Below are 25,341 nucleotides of genomic sequence, written 5' to 3' on the forward strand. Positions count from 1 at the left end.
TTTATTCCTTTCATAATTGTAAGATAAGTATTATATACCTTTTCTTACTCTGGAACTTTCGTTAGGATATCCATTAGCCGGATTTACGTAATCAGTATACCCTTTACCGAAACACATACTGCATTTTTTGGTTTCGTAAATTCTCCCATCATTTCCTCTTTGATATTCTTGATTAGAATGTGTATCTATTCCATTATTATATTTGTCTTCAACTTTATCAATTAAATCATGTACTTTCTTTGTATATTTTTTGCCACAATTTATGCTACATATCTGTGAAGTATATGGATCTGATTGAGGTCTCCAAACTCCATCGGATATTTCTTTATAACCATTATGTGTAAATGTTTTGTGACAGATGCTACAAACTGTTATTTTTTTTGAAACTTGTTTATTAATTTCTGCACTATCATAAACATTTTCAATAGTAGAATTTTTTGTGGTATTAAAATTAGATTTAGGTTTTGTTAAACCAATAATCATTACTGGAATTAGAATTAAGAGTATTATAAAAACAACTATAAACTTATTAAACATAATTTTTTTATTTAACAATATATTATAAAGGTAAATGTTATTTTTCAATTTTTCATAATTTTAGCATAACTATATGAAATTTTAATTGGTTAGAAAAATTTAAATATTTACCCCCTCCCTCCGTATCCGCTTATATAGCCCTCCCTCCCTCTAAACGTATAAAGGCACTGCATGTTGCTTCAAAAATTTTTTAAAATTTTCCGGATTCTGAAATCTTAGATGTATCAAAATCAAGTGGATTAATCAGATTTTATAAAAAATTATTCTTTTTCTAAATTGATCATTTTAAAACATTGATAAATAATGAATTATTGTATGTATAATTAATGAGTAGAAAATAATGGATGTTATTTTGGCTTAATTAATATCGTTTATTAATAATATATAATCATTAATAATATTCTGAATGTAACGTATTGATAATTATTAAAAAAAGCATAATAACAATAATACTTAAAAGTAAAAAAAATAACTACATTTGTATAAAATTTATCTATATACATTATGAGAAAAATATTTATTTTAAGTCTTTTATTACCATTCGCTTTAAGTAATGTAAATGCACAAAGTTTAGAGGATTTAAGGTTTGGTGTTACTGGAGGTTTAAATTTGAGTAACATGACAAATTTTGATTCTAAAGCTTCATTTCATTTAGGATTAAAAGCGGAAAAATCTATTACGGAAAATGTCTTTATTGAAGGTTCAGTACTATATTCTGCAAAAGGAGCTAAAATGGATTTTGGTGATTTAGGTTCAAATAAAATTAATGCTAATTATATTGAAGTTCCAATTCATATTGGATATGTTTATAATATTAATCCTGATTTGGATTTAAGAGGTAGTGTGGGTACTTATTTCGCTTATGGAATTGGAGGTAAGATGGAAGTAGCAGAATCGGATTGGTATTATGATAGCTATGTAAATACAAAGTATGACACTTTTTCTGATGATTCTGGTTTAAAAAGATTTGACTTAGGTTTAGGTTTTAAAGCAGGTGTTGAATATAAAAATAATTATCAATTATCTATCGGCTATGATTTTGGATTAATTGATACTTATAATAAATCTAAGAATGAAGAAGATTATGATGTAACAGGAACATTAAAAAATAGCAATTTTAAAGTTTCGGTAGCTTATATGTTTTAATAGCAAACCCTTTAGTAAAAAAATAAATTACTAAAGGGTTTTATACTTTTTAAAATCACTGTTTATAAGTGTTTAAGCTGTTTTTACTAACATAATATGGTAATAGTTAATCTAATATTTTTACTTTTAATTTAGGAGGGAAACCTATATGTTCTTTAAATGTATTTTCCATGATTAATTTTACTTCATCTAAATATTTCTCTGAAATCATAACACAATCGTGTATAGTTATTATTTCTATATTTTTATTGTATTTTTTTATATTGTCAATTAACTTAAATAACATAATTGAAGCTTCTATATGGAATAGATAATGTGCTAAAACCTTGTTACAATTTTCATATGGTGGATAACCATATTTTTTTATCCATGTTTGATTATTTTTTAATTGATTTAGTATATAATGAATATGTGGATATAATTCTTTTAATTTTTGTTCTACTTTCGGTTTAGTTCCTATTTCACAAAAGAAAAGACTGAGTATATCGCTTTTTTTTAAATCACTGCCAGTAGTAAAGCGTTTATAAAAATTATTATCAAGAATATCCACATAAACATGTTTTAATTCTGTAATTAATGGTTCGATAATTTCATTTTTGGTATAATAATTAATATTATCTTCAAAAATCTCTTGATATAATACTAAATTATCATTTTCAATAATTAGATTTTTTAATTTAGTATTATACATTAAGCTGATAATAAATAAATAGGGAATACAACTGCCAATATCTAATTCAACCAGATTTTCCTCAGATTTATTCGTAATTAATTTTCTGTATTGTGAAGATAAATTAGTGAAATTTGTATGAAGTCTACCGTCAGTTTTATCATTTAAGCTCATCCATCTTTTTCCGTTGTGATAATCAAATAGAGATATTAGTGATGAGTATTCTGAAATAATATTTTGACTCATTAATTTATTTGAAAGTTTATCAAAATTGATATCGAACTTAGTTAGAAAATCATTTTTTAGTTTTTTTAGTTTCTTGTCAATTATTTTCCCTTTGATCGATATTGTGCAGTTTTTTTTTATATTATTAATGATTGATAATCTTGAAAGATCAATAATTTTATATCCGGAATTAATATAAGTATAGTTCATAGAATAACTAAATGATTTTCCATTTTTATATTCATTTCTAAATAATAAATTATCATAATTCAAATGTTGATTAGTAAGAAATTTCATGATCTTATGATAATCACGATCAATAGATTGTAATAAAGTTGATGGTAAATCAATATACACATCGTTAAATATAAATTGATTGGTATTTACATATTTATTTTTTTCTTCTTGATTTTTAACATTTAATCGATGAATTGTTGAATAGAATATTAGATATAAAATATAATAAATAGATTCAATTCTTAGCTTTTTTATATCGAAATCGTACTTTTCTAATTTTCCAGTTATGCTATTTAGAAATTGATTGTTAGATGCAATTATTATTTTTTCGATATCGATTTTATTGGGTATAAAAATCTTTTTCATATTTAATTTTTTTAAAAAAGGCTCCAAATGGAGCCTTTAAATAATCTAGTTTAGTTTTTTTATCTGATCAATTATTGTTAATACCTTTTCAATGTTTTCATCTTTGATAAATTGAGTTTCATGATTCAAATAATCTCTAAAAAGTATTTTATAATTGACGTCATGACTTACTACGTATTCAAGATTCGCTTTATTAAGATTATTGAAAACAAACCATAAGTATTCATCATTCTTTAGATCATCAATAATAAATGGTATTACCTCTGCCCAAAATAAATTATGTGTAGAACAATAATATTCTTTTTTTCCATTACTGTTTGTTATAGTGAATTCCGGATTTTCACTCACTAATAAATCAATTATTTCAAATGTTTTTTTATCATAATTAAAATCAATTTTATTTAAATCATTTCTTTCTTGATTTAGTTTTATTCCAATTTCTGAAATGATTTCGTTATAATCCTGAAATGATAGTTCACTTTTATTTATCAAGTAATATTGATATGTTTTTTGAATAACTTGATAAATTGGATTGTCTTCAGTAATAATGGTCTTTGAAAATCCATAAACCTGTATAAATCTTTTTAAAAATGAATAATGAACATATTCCGGATGACTTATTTCAATCCTATTTATATCAGTTATCGTTGTTTTTAATATTTTGTATTTTTCAAGTTCAGTTATTAATACGTAATCATAATAATTTATTAAATAGTCAATTTCATAAGTTTTATTCACCAGATAATTTTTTGCTGCCTTTTTAAATTTATTGATAAAGAATCTTATTTTTCGATTATCTAATCCTTTTAATTCGATATCCTTAAAAATATATTTTATAATAAACTTCAGATTATTGTCTTCACAATACTCTTGATAAAACTGATCAAAATTCGATGTTTTCTTTAAGTTTTTTAAAGCATAGTCAATTAATTCAAAAATTCCATTTAAATGACTATTAATAATTAAGCTATTTACTTTTGTGACAAGTGGTAGATTACGTTTAAGAATTTTAAAACCATACAATGATTTATCATTTTTTAAAGAAATTTTATCATTAAAGTTCATGTTATGATAATTGTTCACCATAAATTGAGCTAAATAATGACTACTGCCAATAAAAACATCTTCATGTTTATCTATTACAAATAAATCTAAAGCGGAGTTCAATAGTTCTTTAAATAAATTAAAATCAATATTCAGAGTTTCTATTATTTCTGAATATGCATTACTAGCAATTAAATTGCTGTTTAATAGTTCATTAAATTGATCTTCAGAAAGATTCTCATATTCAAATATGTCGTTTTCGTTCTCAAAACGTTCAACATATCCGGATAGACAAATGAAATTTGATATAAGTTTTTTATCTCGAGCCGAGATTAGAATATCGTCTTGATCAACTATTGAAAATTGATGAAGAAATTCTTTTAAAACGTTAGCAACTGTAAATTCTAAGTTTTCTATTTGCTTACATACTACGTAAGACTTTTCATTTAAAATACTCATAAATATATAAATTTGAAAGTTACATTTTGGGCATGAGAAGCCCTGTCCAGATTATCATTATTGATATTGGATACTTTTTTAATTATTAAAATTCAGTTTAATAAAAGGTCGTTTAAACCAATATAAGTGAGGTTAGTTTAATTTATTACTTAGAAGTTTCTGTTCGATTTCAGAGCGTAAGTAATAGCGTTTGTTACCCAGTCCGTACTGAGAAATTATTCCTTTAGTTGTCCAACGATAAAGTGTGCTTAAATCTATTTTTAAGATTCTTGCAGTTTCTTCTCGAGTAAGAAATTCAACTTCCATTGTCAAGATCTCTTTTTGTTGGTTAATAGTTTTTTCTACTATTGTTTTGATCTTTATAATAAGATCATCTGCGTCTACATTGTAGAGTGTTAATGTGTTCATAACTGTTTTCTTAATTTGTTGATGCAAAGATTTATCAAAAAAAAATGTGGAAAGCTAAAAACGCTTTCCACACTTTTTAAATAATTGTTAAACAGTAGTTTATTTTTTATTCTTAAGAAATAAACCTAATTTTTTTCGGGGAGTTCCTTCCATCTCTTTTCTCATTAGGCTATTAAGATTTTCGATATAAGATTCAGCTATTCTTTTATATGAAGGAGATACGGACTTAACTAGGTATGATTTTCTTACTGTTCTATTAGTGCAACCTAGTAAGTCAGCTATAAAATCTTCAATTTTACTGTCTTCAATTTGATAATTGACTTTTAGTTGATCAATTATTCCCATTTTTTCTAACATGTAAATCTTTAGAGCAAAATCACCGTCGCCTTTTGAATCGAATTTTAGATTACTAAATGATTTTTTAGTTTTAAATTTTTTCTTTAAAAATTTTACAACTTCATTTTTGTGATATAAATGTTCGTGAAATTTATTAAAGTCAAAAAAGCTATATTTTTCAATATCATTCTCCCAGTTATTTAAATTATATTTTTTTAAAAAGCTTGTGAAATAGAAGTTTTCATTTAAAAACTCATTGATATAATCATCTACTAAAATATAATCGACAAATATTTCTTTAGTGTATTCTTTTAAAATATTTTTAATATTAACTTTAGTAACGGCAGCGTCTTCGGTCTTTATTTTTTTTAGATATCTGCCTACTAATCCGTATAGTTCATATAAATATGAAATTAAAGATTTGGTTGAATCAGTATCTTTTCTGCTAATTTGAAAATCGAGCGGTTTATTAATGTTTCTAACGGATAGTTGATAACTTTTTAAAATTGCTTCAGCATTATTTATTGAGTATTCTTCTTCTAATTCAGATAATATTGTTAGGTGTGAAATACTTTTTTCATTAAATAAAATAGCTTCTTTTAAAAATTTACGTTCGTTGTAATCTTCATTTTGAATAAGCCATTGATTCAGTTTCGAAGTGTAATTAAGCTCTAGATCACTTACGTCTTCAAAATTATATAGTTCTTCTTTATTAAACATAGATTATTTTGTTAGGAACTTATTTAGTAAGTATGCAAAATTTATTGTTTTATTAATTTCGTCGTGTGGAATTAAAACATAATACCATGGTTTTCCTCCGTTTTCAAGATTGTTTTCTGTTGCGTATTTACAATATATTTTTGCTGCATCAGCTTTTTGTAATACATCGGAATCTTGCATTTTATCTTTCGATTTTGGTTCAACCATATAAATTGCATCTTCAGTTTCAACTACAAAATCCGGTTCGTAACGTTTAGAGTTATTATCCCAATAAATACGGAATTGATTGCTTGCCGGTCTTAACCATTTTACTACTGTACTATCATTCTCAAGTACAAATGCTAATTCTTTTTCTGTGTTTGAATCAAACTTGTATTCAAAATGACATGCTTTTTCAAAACCTGTAAATACATACTTTGGTACTAAACTAACAGGTGAGATAGTATCTCTATAATCTTTAAAACCATTATTATCTAATGCCTTAAAATTATGTGATTCTATTTTGGTAAATGGTAATACGTTTGGTTTTTCGTAGTTGCTGTATTCAATTTTGAAATGGTTTTTCATTTGAAGGTAGATACGATCAGCAATGGTTTTCTTAAATTGAAATACTGCTTTTTTCATATCTTTTTCATCTGAATTACTAGCTTCTATTGCACCATAGGCTTGTTTTGCTAGCTTATGTAATAATTCAGCATTATCATCATAATCTACATCCGAATAATTTAATAATTCTACAATGATATTATTGATAGGATTACCATAATTACCACTAGAAACAGCTCTAAGAGTTTCTATATCTTTTTTATCAGATAAACTTTGTCTTAAAATTTCATCATCGAATGCTTTAAGCTGAAATCCGGAAATATCTAAATCAAAATCTTCAAAATAAGCATGAGCATCCCCTTGAACTAAGTCCATACGAGGTATTTCAATAATTTGTTTTTTGTAATTAGAAACTACTGTTTCATATATTGTTTCAGCTTCCTTTACAATGTCATCAGCAAATAAATTACCTTGTCCTTGATTGAATGTCTCTTTTAACTGCTCAATAACTTTAGCTTTCGCTTCGGGTTTAGCAAAATCTTCAACTTTCTTTATCTCTGGAATTTTATTTAATGTAGGTAAAACAGAAATAATAGCCTTTTTAGCATCAACTTGATTTTGGGCTGTCTGTTTTTCTTGTACATCAACAATCGCATCAACTTTTGCTTGCTCTTCTTCAATTTCTTTTTCAGCTTTCGATACAGATGTTGTAGCAATAGTTTTCTCTTTTACTTCATCTTCATCAAATTCAATAAATGAAATCTTATTAAGAATAGATTCTGGATTTTGAGCTTCAGCAATAACTGCATCAAAATTATCATGAGCGATTACCGTTAATTTATCTATATTAGCTTCCCCTGTACGCTTACCACCAAAAGGCAAACGCAATCCACGACCAATCGTTTGCTCAATTAAAACTGATGCATTTGCAGCACGTAAAGGCACAATTGTGTACAGGTTAGAAACGTCCCAACCTTCTTTGAGCATATTCACGTGAATAACAATTTCTATCTCGTTCTCTGGATTTTCTAACGAAACAAATAATTGCTCTATTTCTTCATCTTTTTTAGTAGAAGAATCGATTTGTAAAACTTTACCGATGTATTGCCCATCGTAAAAAGTAGATGAGTTGATATAATCATAAACCGCTTTAGCATGGGTAATATCTTTACAAACCACTAAAACAAAAGGTTTTACGACTTTTTGATCGTTATTTAGTGCGTATAATTCTAGATCCGTTTTGGTTTGTTGGTGAATAGAAATGGCATCTTCTAACTTCACTTGCTCTATTTTTTCTGAACTTTCACCTTTTGGATCGAAGTTTTTACGTTTAGCAATGGTAGGATTTTTCACATACAAACCATCTGCTAATGCTTTAGCTAAGGTATATTCGTAAACGATGTTTTTAAACGGTTTTCCTTTTTCATCAGTTGGCGTAGCGGTTAATTCAATCCCGAATACAGGATTTAATTCATCAATCGCTTTTTTAGAAGCATCTGCATGGTAACGATGTGCTTCGTCCATTAATACGACTAGATCATCTAAAGATGATAAATGTTGCCAATACGATTCGCCAAGATATTCTGATAAACGTTTCATCTTAGGTGCTAATGCTACACCACCTTTTTTCTGACCTTTGTTGTCTGAATTGAATTTAGAGATATTAAAAATATTAATACGTACTTCTGATTCGTTGAACAAAGCCCCTTGCTGTGCATAATTATCTCCAGTAATAATTACAGGACGATTGTGTACAAATTCTGATATACCATTGAAAACATATTTGCTGTATGCTGGATCTCCAAAATCTTTGATTAGTTTTTCGTAAATGGTTAAGTTAGGTGCTAGAATAAAGAAATTCTTCACTCCTTTGGTTAAATACAAATAGGTAATGATAGCCCCCATTAAACGTGTTTTACCAACCCCCGTAGCTATATTGTGGGTGATGGAAGGAAATGCACGCTGAAAATCTGTACAAGAAGGATACAAGCCTTTTATGACTTGTAAATCTTCCTGAACAGTAGTATTTCTTTTCGTTTTATTTAGAGGAATATGATCTGCTATGGTTGCTGTAACTTCTAACGCTTCTGCTAAAGGTAAACGCAACGATAAACGTTGTTTTATTTGGTTAATAGTGTTTTGATTCATAGTTAATCAAATAATGATTTTTGGTTATTTTCCTTTGTATCAACTACTTCCTCGCCATTTTCAATTTCTTCTTCTACATCGTAGTCTTCTTGGTTATCTTCTTGTGGTATGTTGACGATATTTAAACTATAATCGTCTTTACCGAATTCGCAACGGTCTAATAACAACTGCGGTATTTTTTTGATGGTAATGTTTGGAAACTTGTTTTTACATTCTGTTTGAAATGCTTTGCAACAAACTAATAAACTCTCACCTGCTTGCATATCTTCTGCAATAGCTTCTAACTGCTGAACGGTAAGAAATTGTGTGGTAGTGAAAATAAAATCTTGCTCTGATGAGTTTCCTTGTTTCCAGAATTGCGTTTCGCTTGGGTTGTATTTAAAACCTTCTTGTTTTGCCATGGCAGCGGCTAACATATCGGCATTGTACTCATCGGACATAATCCATTGCCCAAATTTGTCTTTCTTTAATAAACTTGGGGCTAAAGTATAAAACTTGAAGCCACCGCCACCTTGCCAATTGACTGCTTTAGAGATACCACCTTGCTCACCATCTACCACTTGTTTAAGACGTGGATAACAATGCGTAATAGCGTGTTCTCCTAACTCAATACCAATGTATTTACGCCCCATTTAATGAGCCACAGCCGCCGTAGTTCCCGATCCTAAAAACGAATCTAAGACTAGATCACCTTTATTAGATGCAAGGTGAATTACTCTTTCTATTAGTCTTTCAGGCTTTGGAGTTGAAAATGGATTTTTATCATTGAATTTTAAAGTCTCTTGTCTTGCATTACGATTTTCTCCTACATCCTGATAATGCCACACTGATTTCGACACAATACCTTTATCTTCAATTTCTGATAAAAAACGTTTTATACAAGGTTTATTACTGCCATTTTTACCGAATGTAATTCTATTGTCCTTAAGTAGATCGTTGAATTTTTCTTCGAAATATACCCAAGCCCTTCCTTTTGCAGGATAAACTACATTCCCTGCAGGAGTTGTAATTGGATATAATGCTTTTTCAGATACTGTTTTAACTGTCATATCTCCTGGAAACCATGGACCTCTGCCATAAATTTTTCCATGTTTATCTACACCGTCAAATTCATCACTGTTTTTATATATAGAATTCTGTTCTTCTGTTCTAGGCAGTCTATTTGGTCTCCATATATCCTTATTTTTTGCATATACCAAAATATGATCATGACTATCAGATATCCATTTTGCATCATTTTGTGGTGAAGATTTTTTTTCCCAAATTACATTTATTACAAAGTTTCTCCTTCCAAAAACCATATCACATAGTACCTTTAGATAATGGCATTCATCATCATCTATTGAAATCCAAATAGAGCCATCATCGGCTAATAAAGTTCTTAGAATCTCTAAACGAGGTTTCATTAAATTTAGCCACAAAGAATGTTCAATACCATCATCATAATGCTCAAAAGCATTACCAGTATTGTATGGTGGGTCTATATAGATGCATTTAACCTTACCTGCATAGTCTTGTTCTAAGGCTTTTAATGCTAATAGGTTGTCGCCATGTATCAGCATATTGTCTGGAACATGATTTTGAGGATTACTAGGATTGCCAGGATTATTTTTTGAATGATTATAACTATTATTGTTTCCCCAAGGAGCTGGTTTTCCTTTATCTTTTCCTTCCCAATAGCTGTATTCTGGGTTTTCTATTAAAATACGAGGTTCAAGCTTGGGTTCTTCACCTTTGCCAATCCACGTTAATTCTAATTTTTGTAAGTTTTTATTTTGAGCCATAGTGTGTTACTATAATCTTTATTTTGTTGTTAAAATAGTCTTGAACATGATTTAGAGATTTTAGGATGGACAGGATTCGTGCTTTTTTATCCCTAATCTTCCCTAGATTGCCCTAAGTTTATCCCTAATCTTTCCGAAGTTCAACTAAAGTTTGTCTAAAATTGGAAAAGTTTGTCTAAAAATATTCTTTGGTTACTCATTAGATAAACTTAATACCCAAATAGGCTTTCTTGTAGAACCCTGATTAACAATAGAATAATCCTTATTATGCATTGTCTTTTTCATTGCTTTACATCACCTAAGTATCCCAAAGTCTATTCCTATCTTTCCTGAGTTTTCCTGAAATATTCTCTTTTAAAACACTGAAAATCATTTATTTGTATTTTATAATTGTTAAACAAACCCCTTTTCCCTTTCCTAATCGTACCCTAAGTTCTTTCCTGAGCTTTCCTAAAATATTTTATTGCAAAATGCTGAAAATCATTTATTTGCATTTTATTATTATCTGATAAATCTCTTTTTTCTTTCCTAAACCTTTCCTAGTCTTTCCTAATTTTCACCCATTTTGATTCCGTACGAGAGCCCACATTGTGAATGCTATCCTTCATGCCCTGTAATAGGTTGTCTATTTTCTTTTTTCTTTGCTTTTCATCCAAATAATCAGGGAGTTTATCCATCAACAATTGATTAATTTCTGATCTTGAAGCAAATCCATGATGCTCAATATGCTTTAAAACAAATGACTCAAGCACTTCTTTATCTAATCCTTTATTTCGGGTATATTCGGCTTTTCGGTTGGTCAATTCTGCAATTTTTGCCGATATAAAATAATTAGGTTTTCTGCCGTCAATCAAGCCCTTGGTGCGCAGCATTTTGGCTGCAGCATCTGTAATAGGTGTTTTTTTCTGTATTCGATCCAGTAAAATCACTTGTGTAAGGTCTAATCCATCTTTATTTTCTATCAGCAATTTTGAATAATTTTCGTCAATAGAATGACCATATATTTCTAAAATGACTTCGTTTCCCTTAGACTTGCTATAATCAGGTAATGGAAAATATCGCTCTTTTTGGCTTTTCAGCATTTTGAAAATACCATAGCCCATTGAATCTATCATATTCAGATTGACCATAGCTTCTACCAACCATTTATTACGGTAATTCTTAGGTGTTTTCTCACCTAAAAAATAATCCTCAGCATTTCCTTCAAAAAAACCACCTGCATTTTCAAATATCAATTTGTTTATTTTTTCAGTAACTATAATTCTAGAATTTAAACTATAATCTTGATGTGCAATACAATTGTTTAAAGCTTCTAAAATACTTTCGTTATCGTATTTAGGTACTTCAATAGAAATTAATTGATTGGTTGGAAAAAACTTATAGTTGACATTTCTGATCTTAGCTAATACCTCATTTACTGCTAGAAACAGTGGCATAGAAAAATGCTCGTATGCTTTTTCTTCGGTATCTAATTTCCAAGTGATTTGAGCTACTTTAGGAGACAATAAATGTGATGCTTCTGATTTACCCAATAATATTAAGGCTGTATTAGTGACCTTACCGTTAATGGTTACTTTAAGTTTATCGAGAAATACTTCATTAGTCCAATTGTCTATTTCCTTATAAAAAGACTTGTTTTTGTTTTTTTCTTTATAAATATCTCTTGCTTTTTGAATAGCGTAAGTATCTAAATCTTCTAAAGTGGCATTAGGTACGATTTCTGCTGACCAATCAATATGAGAATTTAAAATTGCTCTCATACGATCTGGATATTTTTTTAATTCAGTAAGACTAGAAGCTACTCTTATATAGGCTTCATTTTCAAAAGAAACAGGGATATTTTGAGCAGCAGATATTTTAAATATTTCTATTTTATTACCATCATAATCACAAACAAAATGCTGAAAATGTACCGAAGGACTAAGGTTTCTACGAATGTAAAAATCTAAGTCACTTCCTTTCTCTTTTTTATTGATGTAATTATAGTTTGTACCTACAATATCCAAAGTTTCATCTTTAATACCAAAGACTAAATAACCAAAAGGCACATTATTATAATTAGCAGCGTTGGCTAGCCCAGAAATGTATCTACCCAAGCGTTGTGCATCTGTTGCATCACCTTGCTTAAATTCAAGCCATTCTAATTCTTTGCCTTGTTGGAGCAATTCATTAACTAATGTTATTAATTCTTCGTTTGTCATATTAAAGAATTTTAAAACGAATTGCAAACAATTCCGTTTCAGTTATATTTTGTTCTAAACGTTTTTCTGTTTCAGAAAGTAGGTTTTCTTTCTTTTCATCTACCTCATCTTGTGCTAAATATAAACGTCTACGCTTTTCAGATCTCTTATTTTCAAGCTCTTTAATCGTTCTTTGAGCTTTCACTTTTTCATCTAAATTCAAGATTTTTTTAGCCTCAGCTTTACGTAGTTTTATTTCGGCATCTAAGTCTTTTACCTCTTTATCTAAACTAAGTTTCATATCATCTGCCCATTGATCAAGTTTATCCATTTCTTCATCAAAAAAATCATTATTTTTCATTGCGTTAGTACTGATGATTTCTTGACAATTGGCAAAGTGAATTTCTTCAAGTTTTTGTGCAAATTCAGGATCAAGTGAAACTCCTCCTTCTTCAGTTCCGTCCAATGAGAATAATTTTAGAGCCATATCAGATTCTAATACTGTTCCATCATCTAAAATAGCTGAAGCAATGATGTAATCTTCTTTTTCAAAAGAATCAATTTCAAGTTTAACAATTTTCATCCAACCTTCTTCATCTATAAACTGTTCTAAGTAACTAATTTTAGATTTTGAACTAGAAAGATTAAATGATATTTTTTGAGTTGGAGTTTCTAATATAGAAGCTTCTTGAATAATTTGTTGCGCTAATGGATGACCAATTCTGTAAATATTAGTATGTTCCGGAACTTCATTCTTTTTTCCTTTATCATCTGTTCTCAGTAAAATATATTTCCCTTTATTGATATTAATGTCATTAAAAGGATTTTTCTTTAGTTCGAATGAAAAATTATCATTGAATGTAGCATTATCAACTAAAACAAAATTGGTTAGTTTCCATAATTTTTCCTCAAATTTTGATAATGAATCAGTAGTTTCTAATAAATTAGCTTTTAGTTTTGCACTAACTTCTCCGTCAAAATTCTCTAGTAAAGTAGTTTTAGCTTCTAATATTTTTTCAGAAATTTGCGGTTTTAAATCTTCTTGTAATTCATCAAAAGCAGCTTTTATTTCTTCAGGTTTACGGCAGTTTTGGTAAATCATTGCAATACGTTTTTCAAAATCAACGCCACTACCAATTGCTCCTAAAACCTCATCAGAAGCTCCAAAAACGCCATCAAATAATTGAAATTTTTGTTCTAATAATTCATATACACGGATGTCAGCTTCGTTCTTTTTGTTTAAAAAGTTAACCACTACAACGTCATGTTTTTGTCCGTAACGATGACAACGACCAATACGTTGTTCAATACGCTGAGGATTCCAAGGCATATCGTAATTAACAATTAAGGAACAGAATTGTAAATTGATTCCTTCAGATGCAGCTTCTGTAGCAATCATTATAGTAGCTTCGTTTTTAAAATAGTCTACTAATGCAGCACGCATATCAGCTGTTTTAGATCCAGTGACTTTATCTGAACCTTTATTCTTTTGAATCCAATTTTTATAAATTTCTTTTGACTTAGCATCATTGTTCATTCCGTTAAACAATATTACTTTGTCTTTGTATCCTCTTTTTTCTAATGTTTTATATAAGAAATCTTGAGTTCTTCTACTTTCTGTGAATATTAATGCTTTTTTATTTGCACCAAGATTTTCTAGTTCTTTGAATCCTTTATCAAGTGCTGTAAAAAGGTGTTCCGCCTTTGAATTTTTTTGAATTTTTTCAGCTAGGTTTCTATATTGCTTTAATTCATCTAATTCCTTCTGGATGTTAACTAAATCTTCAGGTGAATAAACCACATCCGAAATATCATCATCATTGTCGTCATCCCATTCGTCCTGTAATTCATCAGTCGATTCGTAATCTTCATCAATTTCATCAAACAAATCAGAATTCAATTCTTTAATTAAAATACTTTCAAGTCGATTAACTAATGTGTTTAATGTTCCGAAAATAGCATATGATGAGGATGCAAGTAGTTTACGAAGTATTAATGTCATTAATTGACGTTGACTATTCGGTAGTGCATAAAGTTTTGGTCTCTGTAAATATTCAGAAACTAGATCATATAAATCTTCTTCTTCTGGTGTAGGAAAGAACTCTTCACAAATTGGTATTCTATTCGTGTAGTTTATGTACTCCAATACTTGTTTGCGTAATGTACGATGACAAACAGGTTGAATACGATTTCTTAAATCCTCAAGATAATCTTCATCCAGATTACGTGAGTACTGCTCTTTAAAGCTTTTTAAATCTCCAAAAACATAATCATCAATAATTGAAACTAAACCAAACAATTCTAATATAGAATTCTGAAGTGGTGTTGCTGTTAATAATACTTTTTTATACGGGTGTAAAGCCTCCTTAATAGCGTTTGCTGTTTTATTTGCTGGTTTGTATACGTTACGAAGTCGGTGTGCTTCATCAATAATAACTAAGTCCCATTTTGTTTGTTTGATGTATGCATCTTTAGTTTTAGCAAACTGATAGGAACAAATGATGATTTGATCCTCTTGGTTGAAAGGATTCAAATTACCTTTTTTTATTTCATCGTTAAAAGATTTAGATTCAAGAATTGTAGATGGTAAGAAAAATTTGTCTAGAAGTTCTTGATTCCATTGTTTGCGTAAATTCGATGGAGAAATAATTAATAATTTTCTTTTTCGTTCAGCCCACTTTTGTGATAATATGATTCCGGCTTCAATTGTTTTTCCTAGACCAACTTCATCAGCTAATATTGCACCTTTTGATAAAGGAGATTGGAAAGCAAATAAAGCCGCATCAACTTGATGAGGATTTAAATCAACTTGAGCATCTTGTAATGAAGCTACGAATTTCCCTACACTATCTGATGGTAATCGTCGCGTTAAATCATGTGCAAAATACTTTGCATGGAAGTTAGTTGAAATCATGTATTTATATCTAAGATTGTAAAGATACAAATAGTTGTATTTTAAATTTTGTTTTCTTTAAGCTTTATTGATTTTGTTTTATGTAAATTTTGATCCTCTGATTTAAGTTTTTTATATATCAAGTGATTAAACATTAATGCAATAAAACAATATATAATATCAAAAAAATCAAATGTACCAGGGAATAATTTATAGTATTGAAGAATTTCAGGCAAAAAACTTAATGTGATTGGAATAACTAAATATAGAGTAAGAAATTTAGATTTGATTATGCATCACTAAATTCAAATAAAAATAATGCGTCATTATATCGTTAATGACGCATTTATATTAATCGTTGAATATTTTTGCTACTTGCAATGCATTACTAATATCATTCTTTCCTATATATTGTAAAAAAGTGTTTTCATATTGATGTCCGGTAATACTCATTAATAATGGTGTTGGAAAGTTTGGGTGTGCATAGTAATTACTAGCAAATGATCGTCTACATATATGGGATGAAGCAGCTTTATATAACGGAATCACTTTCATGTAATTTCGTTTATCATTTTCATCAAATTCTTTTGCAAATACTAATCTATTTATACCTATTTGTTCTAATAGAATTTTAAGGTGTTGATTGAATATTGTTGCATTAGAAGAGTATTTTGAACTGAATAATGGAGGGAATCCATTATATTTAATAATTATTTCATTTACAATTGGATGAATAGGTATAGCAACCCTTTTTTTAGTCTTGACTTGAGTTATTTCTATTATACTATATTCATTACCATTATTGTCTAAATATTTTCTAATACAATCAGTAGTAAACCTCATAAAGTCACTAATTCTTTGTCCGGTATAACATCCAATGAGCAACCAATCTCTTGTTAAGGTTAATATTTTATCATCAGTTGTAAAATCTCTTATTTGATCCAGTTCTTTAAAGTTGAGATATACTACATCACCTTCTTTTATTCTTTGAATAGGAAAATTTATACTAGGATTAACATCAAGTCCGTTATTTCGTGCATCATATATAATGGTTTTAAGATTCTTTAATATTCGTCTAATTGTTGATTTCATTAACATTTTGTAATCAAATAAGAAAGTTTCTAAGTTTAAAAAGAATTCTTTACTACAGTCGAGGATGTTAATTTCTCTATTTATGTATTCTTGATAATTGGATATTACACTTTCAAGATATTTATATTTTTGTTTTGTTGAGTTTTCAATAGAATAATCATTAGCTCTAATATTATTGTAATTATGAATATATAATAATAGTTTATTGTTATTTTCAATTTCTTTTTTCCTTTCGATCTCTTTTTCTTTAATTAATGTTTCATGAGATGTAGGGAGTCCATGAAATTTAAGTATTTCATCTTCTATTAATGATGAGGTAATGAATTCCGGATTTGACAAATTATTAAAAACGAAATTTTCAATCGAAGATAAAAGCCTATTGGAGTTATTGATTGTTGTGATAAAATCCGCATCATTCTTAAATGAAGATTTATCTTTTTTATCGTAAAGTCTCTTTTCTTCAAAATTCCAATATTTTTTTGGAATGAATATTTTAGATCCTTTCTGAAAATCATTTTGTCTTGAGATTGATACTCGAATGATTAATTGTACGATTTCTTGAGATCCTTTTACTACAAATCTTACTTTAGCCATAATTGTTATTTTTTGATTACTAATTTATAAGTAAGAGATCGAGTCCGACATTAGTCCGACTAAATTGAAATCAAATGAAATTAGAAACAATTATGTGCAATGTTGAAAAAGTCATTAAACTTTGATATTCATTGCATTTAATTAAGATTTAATGAATTCAATACAATATAACAAATTATCATATTGCATACTTATAATCCGCTAGGAACCTCATTAAAAGCTTTAATCATAACGATTAAAGCTTTTTTGTTTTTATATACTTTCTCATTACTGTTATTACTTAATATTTTATCTATGCAAGCATAGGATTTTAATTATGAATAGCTTAACGTCTTTTTAGGATTAAATAACATTTTGTTTATTTAATTTTGCCATGTTAATATTTAGAGAGTAATTTCTTACGTATTAACCTACTACTAAAATTTACTTACTGTGTGAGCAATCTGTTCGATTGTTCGAATTCTTAACTATTGTTATATGAATTTTTGGTTCTTTATGTATAAAGACTTAAGGAAATATTAAATGATGATGAAGAATAATTTTATTTTATTAAGCTGTTTTGTATTCTTTTCAGGAATATTGTCAGCTCAAGTCGGTATTAATACCGATAATCCGAAACGAACCTTAGATGTCGAAGGTAATCTACGTGTTAGAGAACTTGCTGATAAATCGCAAACACCAAGTTATAATAAGATTCTTGTTGTAAATCCGGATGGTAATATTGATTATATTAATAAGCAAGATTTACAGCCCGTTAAAGATGAGTTTACAGCAGATAAACAAGTCTTAAATAACATATATAGTACAACTTCAGGGAAAGCCGATGATAGTAAATTTGTGTCTTGTGGAAAGTTTGACTTTGCTTTTAGAAATAGCGGTTCTAATATAAATATCCAATATAGATTGAAATCTACGCCAGCTAGTGATGTGACGGTTTATATAACATTAGAACAAAATTATAATGAAAATGGGTATCAGTTTCAGGTGCCTTCTACAGGAAAAACATTTACATCAACAACGAATAAATTTACAGATTTACCAACTTTTGGAGCCAATATAGCGAATTCAGAACTTAATGTTTTGTATTTATTATACCCTGGAGAGTCTGATTTATACCGACTAACATTTTATAGATTACAACAAACTACTCCAGCAACAAATGACTTTGTAACTGTTTGTGAAAAATTTTAGAAAAATGAAAAAATACATTACCTCAATAGTTTTAACTATTTCTACTCTTATGTTTGCGCAAGTGGGAATTGGTACGGAAACTCCAACAAGATTACTTGATATTAATGGAAATTTACGTGTTACAAATTTAGAAAACAAAACAAATTCTACAGATCATAAGTATGTTTTGGCAGCTGATGATAATAATAATATAGATAAAGTAAGTATTCCTGCAATAATAGAAGATGCAACAAAGCAAGTTCAGATTGTAAAAAATATTTATAATGCTACAACGACTGATAATACACGAATTGTAGAATGTGGAAAATTAAGTTTTCGATTAGAAAATTCTAAAATTTTCATGAAACTTAATGATCAACCAGCATCTGCAATTTCATTTGTATATGGTGGTAAAAGATGGGGAGCAATAAGTTCATCAACCACTACAGGATATAGTTATTCTAATCTTAACTTAAATTTTACAACAACAGATTGGAGTACATATAAAAATATTGATACAAATTTTACTCTAAGACAAGGCGCTTTTGTAAACTATCATTTTATTATACCTGGAGATGGCGATATGTACAGAATTACAGCTTCACAATTGAAAAATGATAATACAAAATCTAACTATAGTTTAATCTGCGAACGATTTTATAAAACAGAAGAATAATGAAAATATATATAACCTTAATCCTTAATTTATTTACGATAATATTTCTCAACGCTCAAGTTGGTATAAATACAAATCAACCAACACGCGCATTAGACGTGAATGGAGATTTGAGAATTCGAGAATTAAAACTGGTTAATAAAGATGCGAATTATAACAATATTGTTGTTGTAAATCAAGATGGAGAGGTGGAGAAGTACGATAAAATAGAAATTACAAATGCTATTTCAGATCTTACTGTGGAAACAAAAGAATTATATTTCGCAACGACTCCAGACGGAACGAAAATAGTACCATGTGGTAAATTTAATTTTAGATTTTCTAGCTCAACAATTCCAGAAATTGCACCAATTTCAGATTTAGCAGCGTCTACACCAGTTTATTTTATGAGAATTAGAAAATATGAATCTAATCAAAGAGCGGTAACACAGGGAAATACAACGATAAAAAATTCTAAAACATTTTCTGTTTTAGATAGAGAATATAAATTAGATCAAGTAAGTGAATACAATATAAGCTATCCAGGAGATAATAATTTGTATCGCGTGATTTTTTTAGCACGAAAAATGACAACTACAACAAATAGTTATTCTATTGTTTGTGAAAAATTCTAAATAAAAAAGTCTTCAATATTTATTGAAGACTTTTTTGTAACTATTTTAACTATACACTACTCAGAGGTAGTTATTACAAATGCAAAATGAGATAAGTTTAATTTTTTTTAAATAAGTACAAAAGAATTTGGTTTAGCGATTGATAAAACGTAGTATGATTAATGCTACAATTACAATCACAATAGAAACAATAATAATATCTTTGATATTAATGGTTTTCGAACCAAATCCAACCTTTTTTGTTTTACTTATTTTCCTCGAATGCATAAGTAGGGATTTATATTTAAGCAAATATAAATGAATTTTTGAAATATATTTTTTATTTTTATTGAAAGTAACATTTTGTTAATGAGAAAATTAAGTATATGCTATTTGGGTTTATAGATTTGATGTGATAAATAATAAAAAAGTCCAATCTTTTTGAGATTGAACTTTTATTCTTTTTTAAGATCTTCGAGATTATTTGTCTGATTTTTTTGACGCTCTTTTTCTTCTTTGGAGTATTGATCTTCTAATTTCACCTTTACTTCATCCAACATTTTTTTAAATTTTTCTGGATTCATTGCGTAATACTTATAACTTTCCTCAAAAGTATGAAACGTAATATCATAAGCTTTCATAATATCAACAGCATCCTTTGCAAAATTCAAATTTTGATCTTCATTTTGAGTAGGAAACATAGATAAACCTTGTTGACTGATGTACAAATCAGTCATAATATCAATCATTTCAGATTTACTTATCAAGTTCTTTGGTTTATCGTAGTTTTTAGAAGTACAACTATAAAAACCTACAAGTAGAACGAAAATTAGAACGAGTTTTTTCATAATTTACCAAACATATTTCTTAAACGTAAAGATATAACGCCAAAAACAGCTTCACCAATTATATCTGAACTAATTTTTGATTCGCCCAAAGTTCTATCTGTAAAAATAATTGGAACCTCTTTCAATTTAAACTTTTTTATCCACGTTTTGTATTTCATTTCAATCTGAAAACCATAACCTTTAAACTGAATTTTATCTAAATCTAATGTCGATAATACATTTGCACGATAACCTACAAAACCAGCTGTCGCATCATGTACAGGTAAATTTGTAATAATCCTAACGTATTTAGATGCAAAATATGACATTAAAACGCGATTCATTGGCCAGTTTACGACATTAACTCCGTTAGAATAACGAGAGCCAATTGCTAAATCTGCCCCATCAAACAATGCTTGATATAATCGTGGTAAATCTTTTGGATTGTGAGAAAAATCGGCATCCATTTCAAATATATATTCAAAATTATTCGCCAAAGCCCATTTGAAACCATGCACATAAGCTCGGCCTAAACCATCCTTTGTTGTACGAACTTCTAAATGTAAACGGCCGTTAAATTCAGGAATCAAACGTTTTACAATATCATTTGTTCCATCAGGAGAACTATCATCAACAATCAAAACATCAAACGCTTCATCTACAGATAAAGCGGCGCGTATAATGGCTTCGATATTCTCTTTTTCGTTATAGGTCGGGATGATGACTAATTTGTCCGACATAATTTTTGTTTTGTGGGCATAAAGATAGTTATAAGATTGTTAGTCTTTTGTATTTTTGAAAAAATTATGAAAACAGACGACTTAATTTCGATAGGAAAAAATACACTTGGTAATGATATTGTACTTATCATACTGACTGTATGTTTGTTATTGGTGTGCGCTGCAAAATACTTGTTTGCAAAGAATTTTAAGACACTTAATAATAAAACGGAATACATGAGTTTTACGGACGACAATACAACTTTATTCAGTTTTATTGTAAATGGAGTTACGGTTTTGTTAATCAGTATTCTCTTGGTTTCGTATTTTAACATCTCTTATAATCATTTTGATAATTTTAGATTTAGTTATCTTTCTCGTGTTGGTATTACGTTTAGTATCATCAGTATAATAATGCTTTTTAGGTTGCTGATAGAGGTTACTTTTTACCGTGTTTTTTACGAATCAAGCTCAGTTTCGTATTTTATGAAAAGTTCAAGTTTTGTAAATGCAAAAAATGTTTTGCTTTTACTAGTTATTTGTTTTCTATTCTTTTACACGACTCTTAATAAAGAATATTTATTAATTGTAGGGTTTATTTTGTTGTTTATGAATAGAATATGGGAAATTTATCATATTTACACCAAACAAATTAGTGACAATAAATCAATTTGGTATTATAATATTTTGTACCTTTGCACCCTAGAAATTTTACCTATTATGGTTTTAGCAAAACTTTTAATTATAGGTAAAGTAATCTAAAATTACTATGAAAGTTAAATCGATATTAGTATCACAACCCAAACCACAGGCAGAAAACTCGCCTTACTACGAAATTGAAAAAAGAAATAAAATCAAGATTGATTTTAGACCTTTTATCCAAGTTGTCGGCATTGATGCAAAAGAAGTAAGATTGCAAAAAATTGACTTTACAAAAGCAACAGCTGTTATTTTTACAAGTCGAAATGCAATTGACCATTTCTTTCGTTTAGCAGAAGAATTAAGATTTACTGTGCCAGACACAATGAAGTATTTTTGTGAATCTGAAGCAATCGCTTTTTATTTACAAAAGTATATTGTGTATAGAAAACGTAAAATTTATATTGGCGAAAAAGTTTTTGCTGATATGGTTCCGTTATTCAAAAAACACAAGGAAGAAAATTTTATATTACCAGCATCAGATGTTTTAAAACCAGATGTACCAAAACTTTTGGACAGTTTGAACTTAAATTGGCAAAAAGCAACATTGTTTAGAACAGTTTCTAGCGATTTGTCAGATTTATCAGATGTTAAGTATGATATTTTAGTGTTTTTTACACCTTCTGGAATAAAATCATTATTTGAAAACTTCCCGAAATTTGTACAAGAAAATACACGAATTGCCGTTTTCGGAAAATCTACTGTAGACCAAGCAAAAGAGATGGGATTACGTGTAGATATTGAGGTGCCAACACCTCAAACTCCTTCGATGACAATGGCATTAGATAAATACGTAAAAGAAGCGAACAAATCTAAATAAGATTTTGTTTTAGCCTTCTCACGAATTAAAATTTTATGTAAATTGTAGAGATGGAAAAAATATGGGAAATAAAACAACAACCCTCAAATGAAATAATTAGTAGATTACAACAATCTCTTGACATTTCTGAGGCGCTTGCTATTTTATTAACCCAACGAGGAATTGGAAATTATGATCAAGCAAAATCATTTTTCAATCCATCTTTAGCCGATTTACATGACCCTTTTTTGATGAAAGGAATGGCAGATGCCGTTTCTCGTATTAAAAATGCAATTGATGACCAAGAAAATATCTTAATATTTGGAGACTACGATGTAGATGGAACGACTGCAGTAACACTTTTTTATGAGTTTCTGACTTCCATCTATTCGAAAGTCTCTTTTTATATTCCCGATAGAAATGCAGAAGGTTACGGAATTTCTATTCAAAGTATAGATTTTGCAGCTGAAAATAATATAACGCTTGTTATTGCATTAGATTGTGGAATTAGAGCGCATAAACAAATAGATTATGCAAACTCTAAGGGAATAGATTATATTATTTGCGACCACCATTTACCAGATAAATCAATTCCCAAAGCATACGCAGTTTTAGACCCCAAACAAAAAGGTTGCCGATATCCGTACAAGGAATTAAGCGGTTGTGGTGTTGGTTTTAAATTGGTACAAGCTTATATCGAGAAATTTAATCTTCCCAAAGAAAATATTTTACCATTTTTAGATTTAGTAGCCGTAAGTATTGCAGCAGATATTGTTCCAATTACGGGTGAAAATCGTGTGTTAGCTTTTGAAGGTTTGAAACGATTAAATTCTGAGCCACGTTTGGCTTTTCAACACTTAATTCCGACCAATATCAAGAATAATGTCAATATCTCGAATGTAGTTTTTTCTATTGCTCCAAAAATTAATGCTGCAGGACGCATAAAACATGGCTCTGAAGCAGTTCGTTTTATGTTGAGTACAAATGAGGAAGATTGTAAACGTTATTTGAGTGATATAAATTTATTGAATAATGAGCGTAAATTAATCGATATTGATATTACAGAAAGTGCTTTAAATCAATTAAATAAAATTGATGTTTCTGGAGATTTTTCAACAATTGTTTATGATCCAACTTGGAACAAAGGAGTTATAGGAATTGTTGCATCTCGTTTGGTCGATTTATATTATAAACCAACACTTGTTTTTACAAAAAATCACGAAGGAGAAATTGTCGGTTCGGCAAGATCTATTCAAGAATTTGATATACATACGGCGATAGAAAAAAATGCAAATTTGCTGACTCAGTTCGGTGGACACATGGCTGCCGCAGGTTTGGCAATGAAAGAAGAAAATTTTGAACAATTTAAAATTAACTTCGAGCAAACCGTAAAAGAAATGTCGAATGGACAACATTTTACACCTTTTATAGAGATTGATAAAGAGATTTCTTTTAACGATATGACGCGTTCTTTTTTAGAATCTGTGATGAGAATGGCGCCTTTTGGACCAGAAAATATGACGCCTGTTTTTATATCGAGAAATTTAGTCGCAACAGATTTTCGTTTGGTTGGTAAAGAGCATGCACGTTTGTTTGTGCATCAAAATGATACACGTGTTACATTTCCTGCAATAGGTTTTAAACTTGGAAAATTTGGTCCTCAATTAGAGAAAGGACAAATTTTCGAAATGGTTTATACAATCGGGATGAATTATTGGCAAGGAAAAGGAACGTGGCAATTGAATATTAAGGATATTCGTTTTACGGATTAATGATTTCCTTCTACCACCAAAACCATTTCACCTTTTAAATTTCTTTTTTCGGCTATTTCGGCTAATTCAGTCAAAGTTCCACGTAATGTTTCTTCAAATTTTTTCGAGATTTCGCGTGATAAACTTCCACGTCTTTCAGCTCCAAAAGCTTCGGCTAAATCTTTCAATGTTCGTCCAATTTTGTGTGGAGATTCGTAGAAAATCATTGTTTTCTTTTCTTCTACTAATGAATCTAATTTAGATTTTCTTCCCTTTTTTACAGGTAAAAATCCAACAAATGTAAATTCGTTATTTGGTAATCCAGAAACGACTAATGCAGGCACAAAAGCAGTTGCACCAGGCAAACATTCTATCACAATATTATTTGCAACACATTCTTTTGCTAATAAATAGCCAGGGTCAGAAATTCCAGGCGTTCCGGCATCTGTAATGATTGATATAATTTGACCTTCTCTTAATTGACGAATAATATCTTCTGTTGCTTGATGCTCGTTGTGCATGTGATAACTGCGCATTGGAGTAGAAATCTCGAAATGTTTCAGTAAAATACCACTATTTCGCGTGTCTTCTGCCAAAATCACATCTGATTCTTTTAGCACATCAACCGCTCTAAATGTCATATCTCCTAAATTTCCGATTGGCGTAGGTACCAAATATAATTTTCCACTCATGTGGTAAAGTTAAGAAGAATTGTTTTGAGA

At 29.0% G+C, this 25,341-nt stretch carries 21 protein-coding genes; 7 read left to right on the forward strand and 14 right to left on the reverse strand.

Features of this window, described 5'->3' with window-relative positions; genetic code table 11:
* Positions 1–30: 30 nt before the first annotated feature.
* Positions 31–585: a hypothetical protein gene (locus tag RSC72_RS07300; RefSeq protein ID WP_332565858.1), complete on the reverse strand. Its 555-nt coding sequence runs from the start codon at positions 583–585 to the stop codon at positions 31–33.
* A 456-nt stretch (positions 586–1,041) separates the two neighbouring features.
* On the opposite strand from RSC72_RS07300, the gene RSC72_RS07305 reads away from it, so the two are divergent.
* A complete protein-coding gene (locus tag RSC72_RS07305; RefSeq protein WP_332565859.1) occupies positions 1,042–1,683 on the forward strand; it encodes a porin family protein in 642 nt (213 codons plus the stop codon).
* A 106-nt stretch (positions 1,684–1,789) separates the two neighbouring features.
* On the opposite strand, the gene RSC72_RS07310 is transcribed toward RSC72_RS07305, so the two are convergent.
* From RSC72_RS07310 to RSC72_RS07355, 10 genes are all read right to left on the reverse strand, one after another.
* Positions 1,790–3,181 (reverse strand): hypothetical protein, encoded by a 1,392-nt coding sequence (locus RSC72_RS07310; RefSeq protein WP_332565860.1) that lies wholly within the window; start codon positions 3,179–3,181, stop codon positions 1,790–1,792.
* A gap of 45 nt (positions 3,182–3,226) precedes the next feature.
* Positions 3,227–4,684 (reverse strand): hypothetical protein, encoded by a 1,458-nt coding sequence (locus RSC72_RS07315; RefSeq protein WP_332543733.1) that lies wholly within the window; start codon positions 4,682–4,684, stop codon positions 3,227–3,229.
* Between the two features lie 132 nt (positions 4,685–4,816).
* Positions 4,817–5,092, reverse strand: coding sequence for a helix-turn-helix domain-containing protein (locus RSC72_RS07320; RefSeq protein ID WP_092906493.1), 276 nt, complete (start codon positions 5,090–5,092; stop codon positions 4,817–4,819).
* Positions 5,093–5,191: 99 nt separating this feature from the next.
* The gene (locus RSC72_RS07325; protein ID WP_332543734.1) at positions 5,192–6,148 is read right to left on the reverse strand and encodes a hypothetical protein; all 957 of its coding nucleotides are present in this window, start codon (positions 6,146–6,148) and stop codon (positions 5,192–5,194) included.
* Positions 6,149–6,151: 3 nt separating this feature from the next.
* Complete coding sequence (locus RSC72_RS07330; protein WP_332543735.1) at positions 6,152–8,842, reverse strand: DEAD/DEAH box helicase; 2,691 nt, start codon at positions 8,840–8,842, stop codon at positions 6,152–6,154.
* A 2-nt stretch (positions 8,843–8,844) separates the two neighbouring features.
* Positions 8,845–9,474 carry a hypothetical protein gene (locus RSC72_RS07335; protein ID WP_332543736.1) on the reverse strand — a complete coding sequence of 210 codons (630 nt, stop codon included), beginning with the start codon at positions 9,472–9,474 and terminating at the stop codon, positions 8,845–8,847.
* Positions 9,475–10,626 (reverse strand): site-specific DNA-methyltransferase, encoded by a 1,152-nt coding sequence (locus tag RSC72_RS07340; protein WP_332543737.1) that lies wholly within the window; start codon positions 10,624–10,626, stop codon positions 9,475–9,477.
* Positions 10,627–11,165: 539 nt separating this feature from the next.
* On the reverse strand, positions 11,166–12,827 hold the full coding sequence (locus RSC72_RS07345; RefSeq protein WP_291096182.1) for an RNA-binding domain-containing protein: 1,662 nt from the start codon (positions 12,825–12,827) through the stop codon (positions 11,166–11,168).
* Position 12,828: 1 nt separating this feature from the next.
* Positions 12,829–15,720: an SNF2-related protein gene (locus RSC72_RS07350; RefSeq protein WP_291096183.1), complete on the reverse strand. Its 2,892-nt coding sequence runs from the start codon at positions 15,718–15,720 to the stop codon at positions 12,829–12,831.
* Positions 15,721–16,050: 330 nt separating this feature from the next.
* The gene (locus RSC72_RS07355; RefSeq protein ID WP_092906503.1) at positions 16,051–17,385 is read right to left on the reverse strand and encodes a tyrosine-type recombinase/integrase; all 1,335 of its coding nucleotides are present in this window, start codon (positions 17,383–17,385) and stop codon (positions 16,051–16,053) included.
* 525 nt (positions 17,386–17,910) lie between these two features.
* Here RSC72_RS07355 and RSC72_RS07360 point away from each other — a divergent pair.
* The 3 genes from RSC72_RS07360 to RSC72_RS07370 are packed head-to-tail and all read left to right on the forward strand — an operon-like array spanning position 17,911 to position 19,845.
* Positions 17,911–18,576 (forward strand): hypothetical protein, encoded by a 666-nt coding sequence (locus RSC72_RS07360; RefSeq protein WP_332543741.1) that lies wholly within the window; start codon positions 17,911–17,913, stop codon positions 18,574–18,576.
* Positions 18,577–18,580: 4 nt separating this feature from the next.
* Positions 18,581–19,231, forward strand: a complete 651-nt coding sequence (locus RSC72_RS07365) for a hypothetical protein (RefSeq protein WP_332543742.1) — start codon at positions 18,581–18,583, stop codon at positions 19,229–19,231.
* Positions 19,231–19,845 (forward strand): hypothetical protein, encoded by a 615-nt coding sequence (locus RSC72_RS07370; protein ID WP_332543743.1) that lies wholly within the window; start codon positions 19,231–19,233, stop codon positions 19,843–19,845. Before RSC72_RS07365 ends, RSC72_RS07370 begins: the two co-directional genes overlap by 1 nt.
* A gap of 434 nt (positions 19,846–20,279) precedes the next feature.
* On the opposite strand, the gene RSC72_RS07375 is transcribed toward RSC72_RS07370, so the two are convergent.
* Together RSC72_RS07375 and RSC72_RS07380 are read right to left on the reverse strand one after the other, a co-directional pair.
* Positions 20,280–20,672: a DUF4296 domain-containing protein gene (locus RSC72_RS07375; RefSeq protein WP_332543744.1), complete on the reverse strand. Its 393-nt coding sequence runs from the start codon at positions 20,670–20,672 to the stop codon at positions 20,280–20,282.
* A complete protein-coding gene (locus tag RSC72_RS07380; protein ID WP_332543745.1) occupies positions 20,669–21,391 on the reverse strand; it encodes a polyprenol monophosphomannose synthase in 723 nt (240 codons plus the stop codon). The genes RSC72_RS07375 and RSC72_RS07380 overlap by 4 nt, the downstream gene beginning before the upstream one ends.
* 66 nt (positions 21,392–21,457) lie before the next feature.
* On the opposite strand from RSC72_RS07380, the gene RSC72_RS07385 reads away from it, so the two are divergent.
* From RSC72_RS07385 to recJ, 3 genes are read left to right on the forward strand one after another with little or no spacing between them, the layout of a single operon-like run.
* Complete coding sequence (locus tag RSC72_RS07385) at positions 21,458–22,132, forward strand: DUF4271 domain-containing protein (RefSeq protein ID WP_332543746.1); 675 nt, start codon at positions 21,458–21,460, stop codon at positions 22,130–22,132.
* A gap of 7 nt (positions 22,133–22,139) precedes the next feature.
* A complete protein-coding gene (locus RSC72_RS07390; RefSeq protein WP_332543747.1) occupies positions 22,140–22,889 on the forward strand; it encodes a uroporphyrinogen-III synthase in 750 nt (249 codons plus the stop codon).
* 50 nt (positions 22,890–22,939) lie between these two features.
* Entirely contained in the window at positions 22,940–24,640 is a 1,701-nt protein-coding gene (recJ, locus tag RSC72_RS07395; protein ID WP_332543748.1) for a single-stranded-DNA-specific exonuclease RecJ, read from the forward strand.
* On the opposite strand, the gene rsmI is transcribed toward recJ, so the two are convergent.
* A complete protein-coding gene (gene rsmI, locus RSC72_RS07400; protein WP_332543749.1) occupies positions 24,637–25,311 on the reverse strand; it encodes a 16S rRNA (cytidine(1402)-2'-O)-methyltransferase in 675 nt (224 codons plus the stop codon). The two genes, recJ and rsmI, sit on opposite strands and share 4 nt — an antisense overlap.
* Positions 25,312–25,341: the final 30 nt, after the last annotated feature.

Source organism: Algoriella sp. (assembly GCF_036647415.1).
Classification (GTDB): Bacteria; Bacteroidota; Bacteroidia; order Flavobacteriales; family Weeksellaceae; genus Empedobacter.